Below are 16,821 nucleotides of genomic sequence, written 5' to 3'. Positions count from 1 at the left end.
GTCAGTCTCGGCCCAATCCGAAGGCCTTCGCGTAGGTCACCGCGACAGGTCCATCCAGCGCATCCGGCTTGAGCGCCAGCGCCATGAACGATGGGCCGTTGAACGGCGCCCTGATCGTCCTCGCCACCTCCGCCGAATAGCCTACACGGGGGTAGTAGGCCGGGTGTCCCACCACGACCGCCGCCTCGACGCCCGCGGCGCGGCAGAGTTCGTGGCCGACCTGCATCAGCATCGTGCCGAGGCCATCCTTCTGGCGGTCAGGATGGACCGACAGCGGCGCCAGGGCTGCGAACCGGGCGCCGGTATCGGTCGCCAGCGGGCTGAACAGGACATGGCCGACGACAGCCTCGTCCTCGACCGCCACCAGCTCGACAAGGGCGTCGCCATCGGCGCGCAGGGCGTCGACGAGCGCGGCCTCGTCCGGTTGTCCGAAGGCGGCCGTGACGACCGCGCGGATGGCGTCGTGATCCCCGGCGTCGGCCGGGCGGATCACCATGCGCCGATCTTGGCGGCCTCGCCGTGGCTGATCGGGTGGTGAGCCGCTTCGTGGTCCTGCTCGGCGAGGAAACGCACCGCTTCCAGCGCGGCCATGCAGCCCATGCCGGCGGCGGTGACGGCCTGGCGGTAGATGTCGTCGGTCACGTCGCCTGCCGCATAGACGCCGGGAATGGCGGTCGAGGCCGTGCCCGGCCTGACCGACAGATAGCCGCCCGCGTGCGTCTCCAGCTGGTCCCTGAACAGCTCCGACGACGGGGCGTGGCCGATGGCGATGAACACGCCATCGGCGCTGACCTGGCGGGTCTCGCCGGTCTTGACGTTCTTCAGCCGCGCGCCGGTGACGCCCATCGGGTCGGTCTCGCCCTGGATCTCGTCGATGGCGTGGTCCCAGATGACCTCGATCTTCGGATTGGCGAACAGCCGCTCCTGCAGGATCTTCTCGGCGCGGAACTCGTCCTTGCGGTGGACCACCGTGACCTTGCTGGCGAAGCTGGTCAGGAACAGCGCCTCTTCCACGGCCGTGTTGCCGCCGCCGACCACGATGACCTCCTTGCCGCGATAGAAGAAGCCGTCGCAGGTGGCGCAGGCGGAGACGCCGAAACCCTGGAATTTCGCCTCGCTGTCCAGGCCCAGCCATTTGGCCTGGGCGCCCGTGGCGATGATCACCGTCTCCGCCAGCCAGTCCTGGCCACTGTCGGTCCTGATCCGGAACGGGCGCTGCGAGAGGTCGGCCTCCAGCACGATGTCGCTGATGATCTCGGCGCCGACGTGCGCGGCCTGGGCCTGCATCTGGTCCATCAGCCAGGGGCCCTGGATGACGTCGGCGAAGCCGGGATAGTTCTCGACGTCAGTTGTGATGGTCAGCTGGCCGCCGGGCTGGATGCCCTGGATGACGACGGGCTTGAGCAGCGCTCGGGCGGCATAGATGGCGGCGGTCCAGCCGGCGGGGCCGGAACCGATGATCAGGCAGCGAGTGCTGCGGGGCGTGTTTGTGGACATGGGCCGTAATTTAGGGATGATTCCTCTGTTCCGCGATGGCGGACCCTCGGGGGAGGAGAGAATGAATTACCGGATTGCAGCCGTGACGGTGAGCGCGGCGATCGCGGCGGCGGTGCTGACGCGGCATCACGGGCTTGTCTGGGGCATCGGCGGCGGCGTGGGCGTAGGGCTCGTGGTGGCGCTGGTCTTCCTGTTGTTCGGTCGCGGCAAGCCCGGGACATGAATGGCCGCCGGGTTGCCATCGGCATCGGAGCCGGCGTCGCCATCGGCGCCGGGCTCGGTGTCGCGCTCCATAATGTCGCCCTGGGCGTCGCGCTAGGCGTGGTGTTTGGCGTGGCCCTGTCCGCCAGCTCCACCCGGCGCAAGGGCGAGGGATCAGGCTCGGGCGCCGAGGGCTGGTCCGGCGACGGCGGGAGTCATGGCCGCGAACATGGCGACGGCGTGTCGCATGACCATGGCGGCGACAGTGGTGGCGATGGGGGCGGAGACGGCGGCGGGGACTGAAGTCCGCGAACCGGTCTAGGATGAAGCCGACTCATCCGCTTCGAGCCCCGCCATGTCCGCCACCTCCGACATCGAGATCGCCGGCCGCAAGATCGGTCCCGGCCATCCGCCCTACGTCATCTGCGAGCTGTCGGGGAACCACAATGGCAGCCTCGAGCGTGCCCTGACGATGATCGATGCAGCGGCCGCGACAGGCTGCGACGCGATCAAGATCCAGACCTACACCGCCGACACCATCACCCTCGACGTCGACCGGCCAGAGTTCGTCATTCACGGCGGCCTGTGGGACGGCCGGACGTTGCACGACCTCTATCAGGAAGCCCAGACCCCCTACGAATGGCACGCGGCATTGTTCGCGCGGGCGGCCGAGCGCGGCGTGACCCTGTTTTCCAGCCCGTTCGACGAGACGGCGGTCGACCTGCTCGCCGGGCTCAATGCGCCCGCCTACAAGATCGCGAGCTTCGAGGCGGTCGACCTGCCGCTGATCCGCTACGCAGCGGCGCAGGGAAAGCCGCTGATCATCTCCACCGGCATGGCCAACCTGGCCGAGATGGAGGCGGCCCGCGACGCGGCGCTTGGAGGCGGGGCAAGCGGTGTGCTGATGCTCCACTGCGTGTCCAGCTATCCGGCGACCTTCGAGGACGCCAACGTGCGGACCATTCCCGACATGGCTGCCCGGCTCGACGTGCCGGTCGGCCTGTCGGACCACACGCCGGGCACGGCGACAGCGGTGGCGGCCGTGGCGCTCGGCGCCTGTGTGATCGAGAAGCATTTCACCCTGGCCAGGTCCGACGGCGGACCCGATGCGGCCTTCAGCCTCGAGCCGGCCGAGTTCACGGCCCTCGTCCGCGACTGTCGCGACGCCTGGGCGGCGCTGGGAAAGGCCCACTACGACGTCCTGGGCTCCGAGGCGGGGAACCGTCAGTTCCGCCGGTCCCTGTATGTCACCGCCCCGGTGAAGGCGGGCGAGGTGCTGACGAAGGCCAATGTCCGGTCGGTGCGGCCCGGCAATGGCTTGCCGCCGGCGGAGCTGGACCGGGTGCTGGGCCGCTCGGCCAGCCGCGACCTCAGTTTCGGTGAGCCGCTCGACTGGGACATGATCGCCTAAATCCTCCCCTTCGGGGGAGGTGGCCCGAAGGGCCGGAGGGGGTCACCCGAAATCTGAGCCGACCCCCTCAGTCAGGCCTGCGGCCTGACAGCTCCCCCGATGGGGAGCATCTTCTCAATGCTACTACGCCAGCAGCCCGAGCCGCTTGCCAACGATCCGGTCCAGGCCGCGCTTGGACAGGACCTTCTCCGACATGAACACCTGGAACGGATCGGGCGAGACGGTGTAGCGGACCTTCGGGTTTGCCGTGGTGAGCGCCTTGTGGATCACTTGGCCAAGCTTTTCGGGCGCCAGGCCCTTGGCGCCGAGGCCGAGCATGTAGGCCTGCAGGCGCGCGAGGGGCGCCGCATAGACGGTATTGGCGTAGGCCGTGATGTCGAGGTCCTCGGCCTTGCTCCAGATCGGCGTGGCGACCGCGCCGGGCGCGACGACGATCACGTCGACGCCGAACGGCAGCAGTTCGCGGCGCAGGGCTTCGGACAGGCCCTCGACGGCGAACTTCGACGCCGAATAGGGAGCCATGAACGGATTGCCGGTGCGGCCGGCGACCGAGGAGATGTTGACGATCCTGCCCGGATCCTTGCGCGCCGGGCTCTCGGCGCCGAGCAGGGGCGCGAAGGCCTGGGTCACCGTGACGATGCCGGTGACATTGACCTCCATCTGCTTGCGGAATTCCTCGACCGGCAGGTGCAGCAGGGGGCCGGCCACGGCGATGCCGGCGTTGTTGACCAGACCCGCCAGGGTCCTGCCAGCCAGCGCCGCCTCGACCTGGCGCGCGCCCGCGCGGACGGCGACCTCGTCCGTGACGTCGAACAGCAGGGGCGTGAAGGCGTCGCCGAAATCGGCCTTGAGCCGCTCGCCGTCGGCCGCCTTGCGGACGCTGCCGAAGACGTGGAAGCCGTTCTTCACCAGCACTTTGGTCGCGCCCCAGCCGATGCCGGTGGAGACGCCGGTGACGACGACGGATTTCTTCTGGATGGTCATGCTCGCCCCCCGAGTGCGTTCGCTTTGAGAACTATATGGCCCCCAAAGCTGACGTTCGCCAGAGGCGCGCCGATTTGGCTTAAGGTGCGCCGACTCAAACCGTCCGGTCTCTCATGAGCGCGCCCCGCATCCTGTTCGTCTGTGACGCCGGCCCCAATGTGGGCGGCGGGCACGTCATGCGCTGTCTGACCCTGGCTGGAGCGCTGACGGCGAGCGGCGCCGCGTGCGCCTTCGTCCGCACGCCGGAGGCCGCCGACATCCTCGCCCGCTATGCCCCGGACATGCCCTTGGTGGGACAGGATGCTCCCGCCGACCTGGTCGTCCTGGATTCCTACCGCATGGCCCCCGCGACGGAAGTTGCCTGGCGCGGCCGGGCTGGCCGTCTGGCGGTGATCGACGATCTGGTCAGGTCACATGACGCCGACCTGGTGCTGGATCCCTCGTTCGGCCGCGCGGCGGCGGACTACAGCGCGCCCGTGGTGTTGGCGGGCCCCGAGTATGCCCTGGTGCGGCCCGCATTCGTGGCGGCGCGCGAAGCGTCGCTGGCGCGGCGCGGCGAGCCGGCCCGACGGTGCCTGGTGTCCCTCGGCCTGACCGATGTCGCCGGGATCACCGCCCGGGTCGCGGCGGCGCTGGCCGACAGCGGGCTGGCGATGGACGTGGTCGTCGGCGCCGGCGCGCCGAGCCTGCCGGCGCTTGAGGCGCTGGCGGCGGAGGGACGCGTTGTCCTGCACGTCGACACGCATGATATGGCCGGGCTGATCACCCGCGCGGATCTCTGCGTCGGCGCGGGCGGATCGAGCGTCTGGGAGCGGGCCTGCCTCGGCCTGCCGACCGTGACGCTGATCCTCGCCGACAACCAGCGTGATATGGCGATGCGGCTGGACGCGGCCGGGGTCACCGTCGCGCTGGATGCGCGGTGGCCCGGGCTGGAAGCGCGGGTGTCGGATGCCGTTTCACAGCTCGTGCGGGATGATCGGCTGAGGGCCGGCCTGTCGGCGACGTCGGCGAAGCTGTGCGACGGTCTGGGGGCGGAGCGGGCGGCGGCGGCGCTGCTGACTCTCGTGCTCGAAATCCGCACTTGAAAACACCGTCATGGCCCGACTTGTTCGGGCCACCCAAGAATACGGTGGTCCGGCGGGTGGGCGCGGGACCTTCCGCAAAACTCATTGCGCTTGGATGGCCCGAACAAGTCGGGCCATGACGGGATTCAAGAGGGCAGAACAAACCCCTTCTCCGCCAGCCGCGCCGCCATCTCGCCGCGCCGCTCCGTCCAATCCTCGGCCAGCAGGCCCAGCCCCAGCACATCCACCCCTGCACCGTCCTTGACGATATGGCGGCGGAAGCGGGCCTCCTGCACGAAACCGTGCTTCTCGTGCAGTCTCCAGACAGCTTCGTTGCCGGCCAGCACCTCGCACCACAGCTTGGTCAGGCCTTCGGGCCCGAAGACCTGCTCGATCATCCAGAACTCGACGAAGCTGCCGAGACCCAGGCCCCGCACCGACGGATCGGCAAGGTAGTAGGCCCATGCGCAGCGGCCGTGGCGGCGGTCGATGTCGTAGAGGTTGGCCAGGCCCACCGGCTTGCCATCGGCCTCGATGATCCAGTAGCGCCGCCGGTCATCGCCCGGGATGCCGGCGAACCAGCGGGCATGCTCCTCGGCGCTGATCAGGTGGTCGGTGTACATGTACGACCGCACCGCCTCGCTGTTGCGCCAGGTGAGGAGGCGATCGCTGTCTTCAGGCGTCAGGTCGCGCAGGGTGACGGTCGGAGCGGTCATACGCGACGGTCTCCGCCAAGGTCGGCGAGATCCGGCCGTCCGTGGATGAATTTGCGGACGGCGTCGGAGGTGAAGGCGCGGTCGGTCTTGTAGAGCGCGTCGTAGACGGCGGCCATGAAGGCGTAGTCGTCCGGCCGGTCGACGGTCCAGCGCACCTCGCCCTCGTCGACCGGCTGCGAATGGAAGGCCAGCCGGTACTGATCCGGATTGTTCCAGATGCCCCAGGTGACGTGCTCGTGCTCCTCCGGCGTGGCAGCCGCCAGCGCGGCCCGGCGCAGGATGTCCGCCTTCATCACCTCGACGTCGAGGCCCTTGGGAAAGGTGCGGTGGGGCGGCGTGTTGCTGGCGTAGTCGGCGCCGGTCTCGAGCAGGGTTTCGATCGTCTCGTCGATGACGAAGGGATCGGCCAGCGGGCAGTCGGCGGTCAGGCGCACGACATGGTCGGCCGGGCCATGCTCCTCCAGGGCGCCAACGAAACGGGCCAGCACATCCTCGAGCGAACCGCGGTGGACGGCGATGCCCTCCTTGCGGACGACCTTTTCAATGACATCGTCGCCGGGGCTGAGGCTTGTGGCCACGACCAGCTTGTCGATCCGGCGCGCGCGGGCGACGCGCTCAATCTGCCGCACGATCATCGGAGCGCCGGCCAGCGGCATCAGCACCTTGCCCGGGAGGCGGGTGGAGCTCATGCGGGCCTGGAGGATAGCGAGGATCATCGACGCCGACGCTAGGTCGCGTCGCGCTTCGCGTCCATCCGCGCGAGGATTTCCTTCGCGGCGCGGTCGGTCTCGGCCAGGGGCTCGTAGCTCCAGCTGTGGAAGGCTCCGCCGAAGGGACGGGCGGCGCCGTGGCTTTCCAGTTCCTCGTGGAACAGCCGGAACTTCAGGCTCTGGCCGTCCATCTTGAGGATGAACACCGGCTTGCCGGTGCCGGCGGCCTCGGTCGCCATGTTGGCCGAGTCCTCGGTGACCAGCACATAGTCGGCCCCGGCGAGGAAGGCGAAGTAGGGGTTGTCGCCTTCGCCCTCCCAGATGATCCCGGGCAGGTGCTTCAGGCGCGCGGTCAGCAGGGCTCGCGCCTGGGGCGGCGTGCGGCGCGAGAAGGTCATCAGCAGCGAGCCGCCGTCCTGTTCGAGCGGCAGCTGGATCTGCTGGGCGATCTGCGCCGCCCGTTCCGGCGACAGGTCGAAGGCCTTGGATCTGCCGCCGATCAGCACCGCCGCGCGCGGATGCGGCAGGGGGTCGATCGCCGCGGCGAAGCGCGCGTATTCGTCGGCCAGCTTCTTCGCCGTCACCCGATGCGGCGCGCCGATGATCGAGACGATGTTGTCGCCCTTCAGCCGGTCATGATTGGGCGGCACGACCAGATCGAACAGACCGGCCGGCGCCCGGGGATCCTGGATCTGGACCACGAAGGTCTTGCCGCCGGTCCATTTTCGCAGGCGGATCGACAGGGGCAGGGTGGCGCGACCCGCGGCCACGACCAGATCCGGCCAGGGCGCGTCGAAGTCGCTCTCCGGGGTCATCCAGCGGCGGGGAAGCAGGGTCAGCCACCACGGCAGGCGTCCGAGGCGACCCTTCCAGCCGATGCGCTTGACGACGACCTTCGCCTTGCGCTGGCGCGCGACAGCTTCGGCCAGACCGACGGCCTGGGCCTCGATGCCGGCGCGCCCGTCGGACACGGCCCAGATCACGATCGGCGGTATTGAAGGTTTCCTGGTCACGGGCGCCCAATGTCCGTCATCGTCGAACCCGGACAGGCCCGACGATGACGGTGGAAAGATGGCGCTAGGCCACCCACTCCACCTTCAGGATTTCATAGGCCTTGACGCCGCCCGGGGTGTTCACCTCGACGACTTCGCCCACTTCCTTGCCGATCATCGCGCGCGACAGCGGCGAGGACAGCGAGATGCGCCCCTGCTTCACGTCGGCTTCGTGTTCGCCGACGATCTGGTAGCGGCCCTCGTCCTCGGTGTCCTCGTCGACGACGGTGACCGTGGCGCCGAACTTCACCTGGGTGCCCGACAGGCGCGAGACGTCGATGATCTGCGCGCGCGCGATCTTGTCCTCGATCTCGGCGATGCGGCCTTCGATCCAGCCCTGACGTTCCTTGGCCGCGTGGTACTCGGCGTTCTCACTGAGGTCGCCATGTGCGCGCGCCTCGGAGATGGCCGCGATCACACTCGGCCGCTCCAGCGTCTTCAAACGCTTCAGTTCTTCGTCGAGGGATGTATATCCCCCGGCGGTCATCGGCACTTTTTCCATTCGGAGATTAGCTCGGGTTCGCCCTGGGGAGGTGTTGATATCCGGCCGCGGGCGCAGACGTCCGGGGGCGGCAAGACTAGTCCGGCGGGTCCGGAATTACAAGCCCGATGCTGCGATGCAGCGGAAGCGGCGGGCCTTCGCGGGAAGGCTTTGGCTAGATTCCGTGGAGCAGAGCCCTGTATTCGAGGCCCGACGACGGGGTTCACGGACGGAATAGCCGGGAAAAGGCCGAGCGTTCGAGGTCAACGCAGGGCCCGATACCCGAAAAGGACAGATGCCGCCGACGGTTCGATTCTGCCCGACCGGCCGGGATCGCCGCGGAGGTCAGGACCAGACCGCGTCGGGATCTCCCTCGATCTGCGGGATCCGCTCCGGCGCCAGGTCGTCGGCGTCGATCGGGCCGACGAGCAGTTGCATCGACAGCTGCACAAGCACCGCCATGACCATCCAGGAGCCGGCGGCGATGGCGATGGTCCAGGGGCCGTCGCCAAAGGTGAGGGCGCCCGAGCCCAGCGTCAGAAGAAGGTCGCGGCCGAGCCCCAGGCCGACGAAGCCGGCGAAGAAGCCCATCTCGCCGGCGGCGCCCCAGTTGCGGATCATCCGCCAGCCGACGAGTCCCAGACCACCGCCGAACCAGAACATCACCGGCAGATAGGTCACGACCGGGGCGTAGGGGGTGTCGCCGAAACTCCACCAGTCGAACTGGAAGGCGGCCGTGTCGACGCCGAACCGCAGCGCCGCCGCGACCAGCCCGCCCATCAGCGCCGCCGCCGTGCGCCAGTAGCTGGCCCGCGTGAGCCAGACGCTGCCCAGGAACAGCAGCACCGAAAACAGTGACGCGACCCAGATGACCATCGAGACCATGGCGAAATCCCTTCAGGCTGACGCTAGGTCCGGTCGGCGGTCGACGCACCGGGCTTCACCCCCGGGATGAGCGTTGTGGTTAACCGTTCAGGCGGGAGTTGCGCGCCGCCGGGTAAGGCTGTCAGGACAGGCCGATGACCGCCGCCCAGACCGCCGCGCTGATGATGATCGCCTCGGGCGCGACGCACGCGGTGGTCAACGCCATCCTCAAGTCCGGCAAGGACAAGATGTCCAGCCGGGCGCTGATCGACGGCTTTTCGGCGTTGATCGTGCTTCCAGCGGCCTTCTTCGTGCCGCTGCCACACGGCGCCTGGGGCTGGCTGGCCGGCAGCTGGGCGACGCATCTGGTCTACCTGGTCTGCTTGATCAAGGCGTTCGAGCGGGCCGATATGTCCGTGGCCTATCCGATCTCACGCGGCGTTGCTCCCGTGCTTGCGGCCGTGGTGTCCGTAAGCCTGTTCTCCGAGCCGATCACGCTGATGGTCGCGGCCGGCATCGGCGTCGTGTCCTGCGGCGTCATGGCGGTCGGACTGGGCCGGCAGGTCGACCGCCGGGGCCTCGGCTGGGCGGTGGCGACCGGCGTGACCATCGCCCTGTACACGGTGATCGACGCCCAGGGCGTGCGCGCCGCGCCGGGCGCCCTCAGTTACATCGTCTGGGTCTATCTGGCGCTCGGCGGCGGCATCGGCCTCCTGTTCGCCCTCTGGCGGGGTCCGCGTTTCCTGCTGTCGGCGCGCGAGGAATGGAAGCCGGGCCTGATCGCGGGCGCGCTGAGCATCGTGACCTACGGCCTGGCGCTGTGGGCCTACCGGCTGGGCGATACGCCCCGGCTGGCCGCGCTGCGCGAGACGTCGATCCTGTTTGGCGTCGCCGTCGCCGTCCTTGTCCTGAAGGAGCGGTTGAGCGCCGGACGGATTGCCGGAACCCTGGCCATCGCGGCGGGTGCGGCGCTGCTTCTGGCGAGCTAGAAGCGCCACATGAGCGAGATCATCATTCGACCCTGCACGGCTGAAGACACCCACCGCCTGTCGGTCGTGGCGGCCGCGACCTTTGTCGAGACCTATGCCGGGATCGTCGACGGGGCGGACATCGTCCACCATTGCCGCACGACGCATGCGCCTGAAGCCTACGCCCGGCTGCTCGCCGATCCGATGAAGCGGCTGTTTCTGGCGACGCTCGATCCGGGTGAAACGCCAGTCGGGTTTCTGCTGATGGGTGATCCGGACCTGCCGGTCGAAACGGGGCCGGAGGACATGGAGCTGACCCGGATCTACGCCCTGCACCGCTTTCACGGCCAGGGTCTCGGACGGCGGCTGATGCAGACAGCGATCGACACCGCCCGTGCGGCCGGCAAGCGGCGGCTGCTGCTGGCGGTCTACAGCCGCAACGACCGGGCCAACGCCTTCTATGACAAGACCGGCTTCCGGCAGGTCGGGACGCGTCTGTTCCACGTCGGCGCCAACGACTACCAGGACAGGGTTCTGGCGCTCGACCTCTAGCGCTTCAACGGGAACAGGCCCTGGTCGCGCAGGCGACCGGCGACGAAGCGCGAGCCTTCGGGCGTCATGTGGCCGTAGTCCCATTGCAGCGGCGTGTTCGGGTTGACCAGCGTCACGCAGGTCCCCTTGTCGCAGAGCAGATCGAACAGCGAGATGTAGGGCACGCCTTTCTCTGTCGCGAGTTTGCGCAGGTCGCGGTCGACGCCCTCCGGCCAGTCCAGCATGCGCTTGCGCGGCAGGTCGGGATCGTGGAACCGCCAGGACAGGATCAGCACGCGCGTGAGGTCGTCCGAGTACTGGGGAATCGGCCCGACAAGGATCACCGGGATGTCGTGAGCCTTGAACCAGTCGAGCGTCTCGGACAGCCGTGGCAGGTCCTTGGCCCACCAGCGGCCGGCCAGCAGCACGCCGTCCGGCCGGTTGTGGATCAGCAGGTCGCCGTAGACCAGCTTCGACATGCGGTCGCAGACGTCGCGCTCGACCGGGTCCTTGGTCAGGGTGATCTCGCAGCCCGATGACGTGACCTGCATGACGTTGATGTCGGGGTTGGCGGCTTTCAGGCCGGACCAGAGGTGGGCGGCGTGGCTGTCGCCGACGAGCAGCCAGTCGGGCTTCTTCGGGTCTGGCGCGTCACAGAGGTCCTTGCGGTAGTCCTTGGCGTCGTAGTGGTAGGAGATGAAGCATGTGCCGTCGCGATAGCTGCCGCGCGACCGTTCCAGCCGGGATTCCGCCATGGCCAGCGAGCGCTGGTCGAACCGCTGCGGCACGCCCTTGCCGAGGATGATCAGGCCGCAGACGGCGGCCAGGAGGAGGATCGCGCCGCCGCCGGCCGCGAAGACCTGGCGGCGAGTCAGGAAGGCGCTGTTGCGGAATGGCCGCTCGACGTAGCGCAGCGAAAGGGCCGCCATGCCGAGCGACAGCAGGACCGCGATCGCCGCCGGCCAGGCGCCGGGCAGCAGGTAGCGCTGGAAGGTCAGCAGCGGCCAGTGCCAGAGGTAGAGCGAGTAGGACAGCAGCCCGACCCAGACCATCGGCTTGAGCGCGAGCAGACGACTGACGATCCCGCCGTTCGCGCCGATGACCAGTACAGCGCCCAGCACCGGCAACAGGGCCGCGGCGCCGGGCCAGTGGGTGTCCTTGGTGAAGACGGTGCAGGCCAGCAAGATCATGGCGAGGCCAGTCAGACCCATGCCATGCTGGAGCGGACCCGGCCGTAGCGTCGGCCGCCACATGGCCAGCAGCACGCCCGCCAGAAGCTCCCAGGCGCGCGAGAAGGGCAGGTAGAAAGCGGCGTCCTGGTGCGCGCCGGTCTGCCAGACGGCGAAACCAAACGACAGGAGCCCGAGTCCCCCCAGCACGATCCGGCCCCGCGTCGGGACGAACCGGGCGAGCACAACCATCAGGACCGGGAAGACGAAGTAGAACTGCTCCTCGACGCCCAGCGACCAGGTGTGCAGCAAGGGTCTGATCAGGTCTTCGCCGCCGAAGTAGTCGCTGGTCTTCCAGAAAAAGACATTCGACAGCGAGACCAGCGCCGCGGCCATCGAGCGGACGTAGGCCAGCAGGTCGCGCGGCATCAGCAGCCACCAGGCGATGGCTGTGGTCACCACCAGCATGGCCATGAGCGACGGGAAGATGCGGCGGATGCGTCGCTCCCAGAACCACGCCAGCGAGAAGTCGCCGTGAGTCTGACGCTCGGCCACGACCCCGCCGATCAGGAAACCGGAGATGACGAAGAATACGTCGACGCCGGCGAAGCCGCCGGTCAGCCAGGGGACGCCCGCGTGGAATCCGACCACCGCCAGCACCGCGATCGCTCGCAGCCCGTCGACATCCGCCCTGTACTTCATGCGCCCCCGGCCCCGTAACGGGCCGGGCTTTAGCGCGTGATCATGCCGCCGTCGATGACCAGCTCGGTCCCGGTCACGTAGCGGGACTCATCTGACGCCAGATAGAGCACGCCCGCCGCGATATCGGCCGGGAAGCCCTTCACGCCCATCGGCGCGGCGAGGGCGGCGATATCATCGACGGATACGGCGCGGGCGGGCCCGGCGTTGCCGATCTCGCCGCCGATGGTCGAGGTGATGCCGTCCCAGATCGGGGTGTCGATGATGCCGGGGTGCACCGAGTTGACCCGCACGCCATCCTGGGCGGCAGCGCATTCCATGGCGATGGACTTGGTGAACAGCCGCACCGCGCCCTTGGTGGCGCAGTAGCTCGACATGTTGGCCGAACCCTTCAGGCCGGCGACGGAGGACATGTTGATGATACTGCCGCCGCCGCTCTCGCGCATCAGCGGCAGGCTGTGCTTAACGCCGAGGAACACGCCCTCGACATTGACCGCCTGCTGCTTGCGCCAGTCGGCGAGGCTGAACTCGGTGACCGGACCGCCCATGCCGATGCCGGCGTTGTTGACCAGTACGTCAAGCCGACCAAGGCGTTTGCGGACCTCGGCCACGACGCCGATCCAGGCCTCCTCATCGGTGACGTCATGATGCAGGTAGACGGCCTTGCCGCCGATGCCTGCGACCACCTCCGCGCCGAGCGCGTCCTGCACGTCCGTGACCACGACGGTGGCGCCCTCGCTGGCCAGAAGTTCCGCGCAGCCGCGGCCGATGCCGCTCGCCCCGCCCGTCACCAGCACGACCTTGCCCGCGACCCGACCCGTCATTCCTGCCTCCCGTGGCTTTCTTGTTATCGCCGATAAGGTGACCAGCGCCGCGCGCCAAGTCCACGACAATCCGTCGACCCCGGCGCGTTTCGGGCCACACATCTTGTGCGGACCGGACCCTCTGCTAGGGATGCCGCAGCAAGAGGACCGAAGGGTCCCGGGACGGGGAAACAATCATGCTCAACATACGGCATCGCCGGATCGCGGCGCTGGCGCTCGGGGCGTGCGCTTTGATGGCGCCGGGCTTCGCCGAGGCGCGCGCGACCGGAACCGCCGACGCGGCGGCGACGGCCTGGGTGCTGTCGGCCTCGGCGCTGGTATTGCTGATGACCCTGCCTGGCCTGGCGCTGTTCTACGGCGGCCTGGTTCGCCAGAAGAACGTTCTGTCGGTGATGATGCAGTGCGTAGCCATCGCCTGCCTGGGCTCGGTGTTGTGGTTCGTCCTCGGCTACAGCCTCGCCTTCTCGGGGACCGGCGCCCTGGTCGGCGACCTGTCGAAGGCCTTCCTTGGCGTGTCCCCGCGCACCAGCCTCGTCGGCGCCCTGCCCGAGCCGGTGTTCTTCATGTTCCAGACCACCTTTGCGGTGATCACGCCGGCGCTGATCGTGGGCGCGGTGGTCGAGCGGGCGCGGTTCCAGGCGGTGCTGCTGTTCTCGGGCCTGTGGCTGCTGGTCGTCTACGCCCCCGTGGCCCACTGGATCTGGGGCGGCGGCTGGCTGGCGAAGCTGGGTGTCATGGACTACGCGGGCGGGTTGGTCGTGCACGCCACGGCCGGCGCCTCGGCGCTGGTCTTCGCCCGACTGGTCGGACCCCGCGACGGCTTTCCGAAGTCGGCGATCCCGCCGCACAATCCCGGCATGACCATGATCGGCGCGGGGCTGTTGTGGGTCGGCTGGTACGGCTTCAATGGCGGCAGCGCGCTGGCCGCGAGCGCGGATGCCGGCATGGCCATCGCCGCCACCCACCTCTCGGCCTGTATGGCCGGCCTCGTCTGGGGGGCGCTGGAATGGATCCGCTTCGGCCGACCGAGCATGATCGGCGCGGTGACCGGCGTTGTCGCGGGCCTGGCCACCGTCACGCCGGCGTCCGGCTTCATCAGCCCGGCCAGCGCGCTCGCCCTCGGCGCGGCGGGCAGCGTGGTCTGCTTCTTCTGCGTCGGCCTCGTGAAGGAACGGCTGCTGATCGACGACTCGCTGGATGTGTTCGCGGTCCATGGCGTGGGCGGCATTCTCGGCGTGCTGCTGGTCGCGGTGCTGGCCAGCCCGGCGCTCGGCGGCGCGGGCTATCCCGCCGCCCACGGCATGGCGGCCCAGGCGGGCGTGCAGCTGCTCGGCGTTGTCGTCGTCGTCGTCTGGTCGGCGGCCGCCTCGTGGGGCCTGCTGGCGCTCACGAAACGGCTGGTCGGATTGCGCGCCAGCGAGTTCGATATCGAGGACGGCCTTGATCTGGCCGAACACGGCGAGCGCGCGACCCAGGGCTGAGCCGGCTCAGGCGTAGGCGTAGGGGCCGCCCTTTTCCAGCGCGGCCTTGTAGGCCGGGCGGGCGTGGATCTTTTCGAGGAAGGCCTTCAGCTTCGGTCGGCCGGTCAGCGCGCCCGCGCGGTCTGCGGCGGCCTCGACGGGGAAGCTCATCATGATGTCGGCGGCGCTGAAGTCCTTGCCGGCGAACCACTCGGACTTGCCGAGCTCGGCCTCCCAATAGTCGAAGTGATCCTTCAGTTGTGGGTCGACGAAGCTCTTGAGCGCCTGGTTGGAGATCCCCTTCACGATGCCGCGGATCAGACCCGGCGCGCGCTGGGGCAGGGCTGTGAACACCAGCTTCATCAGCAGCGGCGGCATGGCCGAGCCCTCGGCGTAGTGCAGCCAGTAGAGCCAGCGCAGCCGGTCCTCGCTGCCGGCTGGCGGCTTCAGCCGGCCGCCGCCGTACGCGTCGACGATGGTTTCGACGATGGCTCCGGTCTCGGCCAGCGTCGCCGGCCCGTCGGTGATCACCGGTGACTTGCCCAGCGGATGCACAGCCTTCAGCTCCGGCGGCGCCAGCATGGTCTTCGCGTCCCGCTGGTAGTGCCTGATCTCGTACGGCAGTCCCAGCTCTTCGAGCAGCCACAGCACGCGCTGGCTGCGAGAGTTGTTCAGATGGTGGACGGTGAGCATAGCAGGACCCCGATTGAGCCCTGGAGGCTAGTGCGCGCCGGCTGCCTGTCCAGCCAGATAACCTGACAGGCCGTGGCGTCTTGACCGCGTTTCCGGCCCGCCTAGAGTGATCGGCATGAAGGCCTAGGCGACATATGCGCCGCGGATATCCGCCGGCATGACGTCCCGCACCGGCGAGCATGCCGGGGCGATCCCTTCATCGTCCGTTCGCGCCAGAGCGCGCGAACGGGATGCGAAAGATCCTTCATGTCTTCCCAGACCACCAATCTCTACGGCTCCATCGCCGCGGACATCTACGACATCGACAAGCCGTTCGGCGCCTTGCCTGACACGGCCTTCTATCTCGAGCGGCTGACCGGCGTGACGGGCCCGATCCTGGAACCCGCCTGCGGCTCCGGCCGGACCATCATCCCCCTGGCCCAGGCCGGACACGCGATGAGCGGCTTCGACACCAGTCCGGAGATGCTGGCCCGGGCGAGCGCGCGTTGCGACGCGGCCGGCGTGGCGGCGGACCTGTCGCTGCAGGGGTTCGAGGACTTCCACTACGACCACCCGTTCGCCGCGATTATCCTGCCGGTCGGTTCCTTCACCCTGATCGGCGACGTCGCTGTCGCGCTCGCGGTGCTCAGGCGGTTTCACGCGGCGCTGGAGCCTGGCGGCCTGCTGATGATCGATCTGCAGCCGCTGTCGATGCTCAGCCGGCCGATCCAGGACCGGCGCAGCTGGATGACGCCGGACGGCGACCTGCTGACCTGCGAGGGTGTCGGCACGGGGACCGACTGGCTACGGCAGACGTACGAGACGCGCTACCGCTATGAGCGCTGGCGCGACCATCGACTGGTCGAGACCCAGATCGATCCGATGATCCAGCGGGCCTGGGGCCGGACCGAGTTCGAACTGGCGCTGGCGCACAGCGGCTTTGGCGAGGTGCGGGTCATCGGCGGGTACAACCGCGCGCGTGGCGTGCGGTCGTCCGACAGCGTACTGACTTTCGAGGCGACGGCGCTGTAACGCTCAGCGCAGCTGGGCCGGGTCGTAGTAGAAGCGTTCCTCGACGATCCGGTCGCCGTCCCAGCGCTGCCAGGCGATCTCGTCGAGGACGCGGGTGGTTCCGGGGCCGTCGGTCATCTCGAACACCCAGCGAATGGCCACGCGGTCGCCGTCGACGAGGACCACCGACCCCTTGCGGGTGACGATGATGTTGCGGGTCAGGGCGGCGCGCTCGTTCTCGACCAGCGCCGGGCGGCCCGTGAGGGTGCGGCCGAGGTTCTCCTGCGCCGTGGCGTCCTCGGCGTAGAAGGTCTCGATGGCCTCGACATAGTCGCCGGCCTCGACCATGGCGACAAAGGCGGCGACGCGGGCGGGTGTTGGCATGGCGGGGCTCTCCTCGGGCGACCCTAGCATAGTCCTCCCCAGCTTGCTGGGGAGGGGGACCGCCGGAGGCGGTGGAGGGGCGGCGCGAACGCTGGCGGTCCCCTCCTGAATTTCGGTCGATCC

20 protein-coding genes are annotated in these 16,821 nt (G+C 68.8%); 8 read left to right on the top strand and 12 right to left on the bottom strand.

Translation table 11 applies throughout. The features are described from left to right. Position 1: 1 nt before the first annotated feature. Positions 2 to 496 carry a GNAT family N-acetyltransferase gene (locus ACODSL_RS05045; RefSeq protein WP_488899542.1) on the bottom strand — a complete coding sequence of 165 codons (495 nt, stop codon included), beginning with the start codon at positions 494 to 496 and terminating at the stop codon, positions 2 to 4. After that, positions 490 to 1,497 (bottom strand): thioredoxin-disulfide reductase, encoded by a 1,008-nt coding sequence (gene trxB / locus ACODSL_RS05040; RefSeq protein ID WP_488899541.1) that lies wholly within the window; start codon positions 1,495 to 1,497, stop codon positions 490 to 492. Before trxB ends, ACODSL_RS05045 begins: the two co-directional genes overlap by 7 nt. Positions 1,498 to 1,558: 61 nt before the next feature. On the opposite strand from trxB, the gene ACODSL_RS05035 reads away from it, so the two are divergent. Genes ACODSL_RS05035 through pseI form a run of 3 tightly spaced genes read left to right on the top strand, consistent with a single transcriptional unit; the run spans position 1,559 to position 3,109 of the window. After that, complete coding sequence (locus tag ACODSL_RS05035; protein WP_488899540.1) at positions 1,559 to 1,720, top strand: hypothetical protein; 162 nt, start codon at positions 1,559 to 1,561, stop codon at positions 1,718 to 1,720. After that, on the top strand, positions 1,717 to 2,001 hold the full coding sequence (locus tag ACODSL_RS05030) for a glycine zipper domain-containing protein (RefSeq protein WP_488899539.1): 285 nt from the start codon (positions 1,717 to 1,719) through the stop codon (positions 1,999 to 2,001). The genes ACODSL_RS05035 and ACODSL_RS05030 overlap by 4 nt, the downstream gene beginning before the upstream one ends. Positions 2,002 to 2,053: 52 nt before the next feature. Then, positions 2,054 to 3,109 (top strand): pseudaminic acid synthase, encoded by a 1,056-nt coding sequence (gene pseI / locus ACODSL_RS05025; protein ID WP_488899538.1) that lies wholly within the window; start codon positions 2,054 to 2,056, stop codon positions 3,107 to 3,109. A gap of 123 nt (positions 3,110 to 3,232) precedes the next feature. Here pseI and ACODSL_RS05020 read toward each other — a convergent pair whose 3' ends face one another. Continuing rightward, complete coding sequence (locus ACODSL_RS05020) at positions 3,233 to 4,093, bottom strand: SDR family NAD(P)-dependent oxidoreductase (RefSeq protein ID WP_488899537.1); 861 nt, start codon at positions 4,091 to 4,093, stop codon at positions 3,233 to 3,235. A gap of 113 nt (positions 4,094 to 4,206) precedes the next feature. Here ACODSL_RS05020 and pseG point away from each other — a divergent pair, with 113 nt between their 5' ends. Next, complete coding sequence (gene pseG, locus ACODSL_RS05015) at positions 4,207 to 5,178, top strand: UDP-2,4-diacetamido-2,4,6-trideoxy-beta-L-altropyranose hydrolase (protein WP_488899536.1); 972 nt, start codon at positions 4,207 to 4,209, stop codon at positions 5,176 to 5,178. A 125-nt stretch (positions 5,179 to 5,303) separates the two neighbouring features. Here pseG and pseH read toward each other — a convergent pair whose 3' ends face one another. From pseH to ACODSL_RS04990, 5 genes are all read right to left on the bottom strand, one after another. Beyond that, the gene (gene pseH / locus ACODSL_RS05010) at positions 5,304 to 5,873 is read right to left on the bottom strand and encodes a UDP-4-amino-4,6-dideoxy-N-acetyl-beta-L-altrosamine N-acetyltransferase (protein ID WP_488899535.1); all 570 of its coding nucleotides are present in this window, start codon (positions 5,871 to 5,873) and stop codon (positions 5,304 to 5,306) included. Then, complete coding sequence (locus tag ACODSL_RS05005) at positions 5,870 to 6,589, bottom strand: cytidylyltransferase domain-containing protein (RefSeq protein ID WP_488899534.1); 720 nt, start codon at positions 6,587 to 6,589, stop codon at positions 5,870 to 5,872. Before ACODSL_RS05005 ends, pseH begins: the two co-directional genes overlap by 4 nt. Before the next feature lie 11 nt (positions 6,590 to 6,600). Next, positions 6,601 to 7,554: a mitochondrial fission ELM1 family protein gene (locus ACODSL_RS05000; protein WP_488899533.1), complete on the bottom strand. Its 954-nt coding sequence runs from the start codon at positions 7,552 to 7,554 to the stop codon at positions 6,601 to 6,603. 106 nt (positions 7,555 to 7,660) lie between these two features. Further along, a complete protein-coding gene (gene greA / locus ACODSL_RS04995) occupies positions 7,661 to 8,137 on the bottom strand; it encodes a transcription elongation factor GreA (protein ID WP_488899532.1) in 477 nt (158 codons plus the stop codon). 324 nt (positions 8,138 to 8,461) lie between these two features. After that, entirely contained in the window at positions 8,462 to 9,001 is a 540-nt protein-coding gene (locus ACODSL_RS04990; protein ID WP_488899531.1) for a hypothetical protein, read from the bottom strand. A 134-nt stretch (positions 9,002 to 9,135) separates the two neighbouring features. Here ACODSL_RS04990 and ACODSL_RS04985 point away from each other — a divergent pair, with 134 nt between their 5' ends. Together ACODSL_RS04985 and ACODSL_RS04980 are read left to right on the top strand one after the other, a co-directional pair. Beyond that, positions 9,136 to 9,969: an EamA family transporter gene (locus ACODSL_RS04985; RefSeq protein WP_488899530.1), complete on the top strand. Its 834-nt coding sequence runs from the start codon at positions 9,136 to 9,138 to the stop codon at positions 9,967 to 9,969. 9 nt (positions 9,970 to 9,978) lie between these two features. Then, positions 9,979 to 10,500: a GNAT family N-acetyltransferase gene (locus tag ACODSL_RS04980; protein WP_488899529.1), complete on the top strand. Its 522-nt coding sequence runs from the start codon at positions 9,979 to 9,981 to the stop codon at positions 10,498 to 10,500. On the opposite strand, the gene ACODSL_RS04975 is transcribed toward ACODSL_RS04980, so the two are convergent. Together ACODSL_RS04975 and ACODSL_RS04970 are read right to left on the bottom strand one after the other, a co-directional pair. Next, positions 10,497 to 12,350: an acyltransferase family protein gene (locus ACODSL_RS04975; protein ID WP_488899528.1), complete on the bottom strand. Its 1,854-nt coding sequence runs from the start codon at positions 12,348 to 12,350 to the stop codon at positions 10,497 to 10,499. The genes ACODSL_RS04980 and ACODSL_RS04975 overlap by 4 nt on opposite strands. A 29-nt stretch (positions 12,351 to 12,379) precedes the next feature. Further along, positions 12,380 to 13,171, bottom strand: a complete 792-nt coding sequence (locus ACODSL_RS04970; RefSeq protein WP_488899527.1) for a glucose 1-dehydrogenase — start codon at positions 13,169 to 13,171, stop codon at positions 12,380 to 12,382. Positions 13,172 to 13,347: 176 nt separating this feature from the next. On the opposite strand from ACODSL_RS04970, the gene ACODSL_RS04965 reads away from it, so the two are divergent. Beyond that, positions 13,348 to 14,652, top strand: a complete 1,305-nt coding sequence (locus ACODSL_RS04965; RefSeq protein ID WP_488899526.1) for an ammonium transporter — start codon at positions 13,348 to 13,350, stop codon at positions 14,650 to 14,652. A gap of 6 nt (positions 14,653 to 14,658) precedes the next feature. Here ACODSL_RS04965 and ACODSL_RS04960 read toward each other — a convergent pair whose 3' ends face one another. Continuing rightward, positions 14,659 to 15,324 carry a glutathione S-transferase gene (locus tag ACODSL_RS04960; protein ID WP_488899525.1) on the bottom strand — a complete coding sequence of 222 codons (666 nt, stop codon included), beginning with the start codon at positions 15,322 to 15,324 and terminating at the stop codon, positions 14,659 to 14,661. Between the two features lie 246 nt (positions 15,325 to 15,570). Here ACODSL_RS04960 and ACODSL_RS04955 point away from each other — a divergent pair, with 246 nt between their 5' ends. Beyond that, the gene (locus ACODSL_RS04955) at positions 15,571 to 16,335 is read left to right on the top strand and encodes a class I SAM-dependent DNA methyltransferase (protein ID WP_488899524.1); all 765 of its coding nucleotides are present in this window, start codon (positions 15,571 to 15,573) and stop codon (positions 16,333 to 16,335) included. A gap of 3 nt (positions 16,336 to 16,338) precedes the next feature. Here ACODSL_RS04955 and ACODSL_RS04950 read toward each other — a convergent pair whose 3' ends face one another. Beyond that, on the bottom strand, positions 16,339 to 16,698 hold the full coding sequence (locus ACODSL_RS04950; RefSeq protein ID WP_488899523.1) for a nuclear transport factor 2 family protein: 360 nt from the start codon (positions 16,696 to 16,698) through the stop codon (positions 16,339 to 16,341). Between the last annotated feature and the right edge of the window lie 123 nt (positions 16,699 to 16,821).

The sequence above is a fragment of the Caulobacter sp. FG121 genome (assembly GCF_057809815.1).
The sequence above is the reverse complement of the archived record's forward strand: the minus strand, read 5'-3'. Positions and strand labels throughout refer to the sequence as shown.

Excerpts from the sequence above, each read along its gene's own strand:
- ACODSL_RS05045 (WP_488899542.1), bottom strand. The coding sequence starts at position 496 with ATGGTGATCCGCCCGGCCGACGCCGGGGATCACGACGCCATCCGCGCG.
- trxB (WP_488899541.1), bottom strand. The coding sequence starts at position 1,497 with ATGTCCACAAACACGCCCCGCAGCACTCGCTGCCTGATCATCGGTTCC.
- ACODSL_RS05035 (WP_488899540.1), top strand. The coding sequence starts at position 1,559 with ATGAATTACCGGATTGCAGCCGTGACGGTGAGCGCGGCGATCGCGGCG.
- ACODSL_RS05030 (WP_488899539.1), top strand. The coding sequence starts at position 1,717 with ATGAATGGCCGCCGGGTTGCCATCGGCATCGGAGCCGGCGTCGCCATC.
- pseI (WP_488899538.1), top strand. The coding sequence starts at position 2,054 with ATGTCCGCCACCTCCGACATCGAGATCGCCGGCCGCAAGATCGGTCCC.
- ACODSL_RS05020 (WP_488899537.1), bottom strand. The coding sequence starts at position 4,093 with ATGACCATCCAGAAGAAATCCGTCGTCGTCACCGGCGTCTCCACCGGC.
- pseG (WP_488899536.1), top strand. The coding sequence starts at position 4,207 with ATGAGCGCGCCCCGCATCCTGTTCGTCTGTGACGCCGGCCCCAATGTG.
- pseH (WP_488899535.1), bottom strand. The coding sequence starts at position 5,873 with ATGACCGCTCCGACCGTCACCCTGCGCGACCTGACGCCTGAAGACAGC.
- ACODSL_RS05005 (WP_488899534.1), bottom strand. The coding sequence starts at position 6,589 with ATGATCCTCGCTATCCTCCAGGCCCGCATGAGCTCCACCCGCCTCCCG.
- greA (WP_488899532.1), bottom strand. The coding sequence starts at position 8,137 with ATGGAAAAAGTGCCGATGACCGCCGGGGGATATACATCCCTCGACGAA.
- ACODSL_RS04990 (WP_488899531.1), bottom strand. The coding sequence starts at position 9,001 with ATGGTCTCGATGGTCATCTGGGTCGCGTCACTGTTTTCGGTGCTGCTG.
- ACODSL_RS04985 (WP_488899530.1), top strand. The coding sequence starts at position 9,136 with ATGACCGCCGCCCAGACCGCCGCGCTGATGATGATCGCCTCGGGCGCG.
- ACODSL_RS04980 (WP_488899529.1), top strand. The coding sequence starts at position 9,979 with ATGAGCGAGATCATCATTCGACCCTGCACGGCTGAAGACACCCACCGC.
- ACODSL_RS04975 (WP_488899528.1), bottom strand. The coding sequence starts at position 12,350 with ATGAAGTACAGGGCGGATGTCGACGGGCTGCGAGCGATCGCGGTGCTG.
- ACODSL_RS04970 (WP_488899527.1), bottom strand. The coding sequence starts at position 13,171 with ATGACGGGTCGGGTCGCGGGCAAGGTCGTGCTGGTGACGGGCGGGGCG.
- ACODSL_RS04965 (WP_488899526.1), top strand. The coding sequence starts at position 13,348 with ATGCTCAACATACGGCATCGCCGGATCGCGGCGCTGGCGCTCGGGGCG.
- ACODSL_RS04960 (WP_488899525.1), bottom strand. The coding sequence starts at position 15,324 with ATGCTCACCGTCCACCATCTGAACAACTCTCGCAGCCAGCGCGTGCTG.
- ACODSL_RS04955 (WP_488899524.1), top strand. The coding sequence starts at position 15,571 with ATGTCTTCCCAGACCACCAATCTCTACGGCTCCATCGCCGCGGACATC.
- ACODSL_RS04950 (WP_488899523.1), bottom strand. The coding sequence starts at position 16,698 with ATGCCAACACCCGCCCGCGTCGCCGCCTTTGTCGCCATGGTCGAGGCC.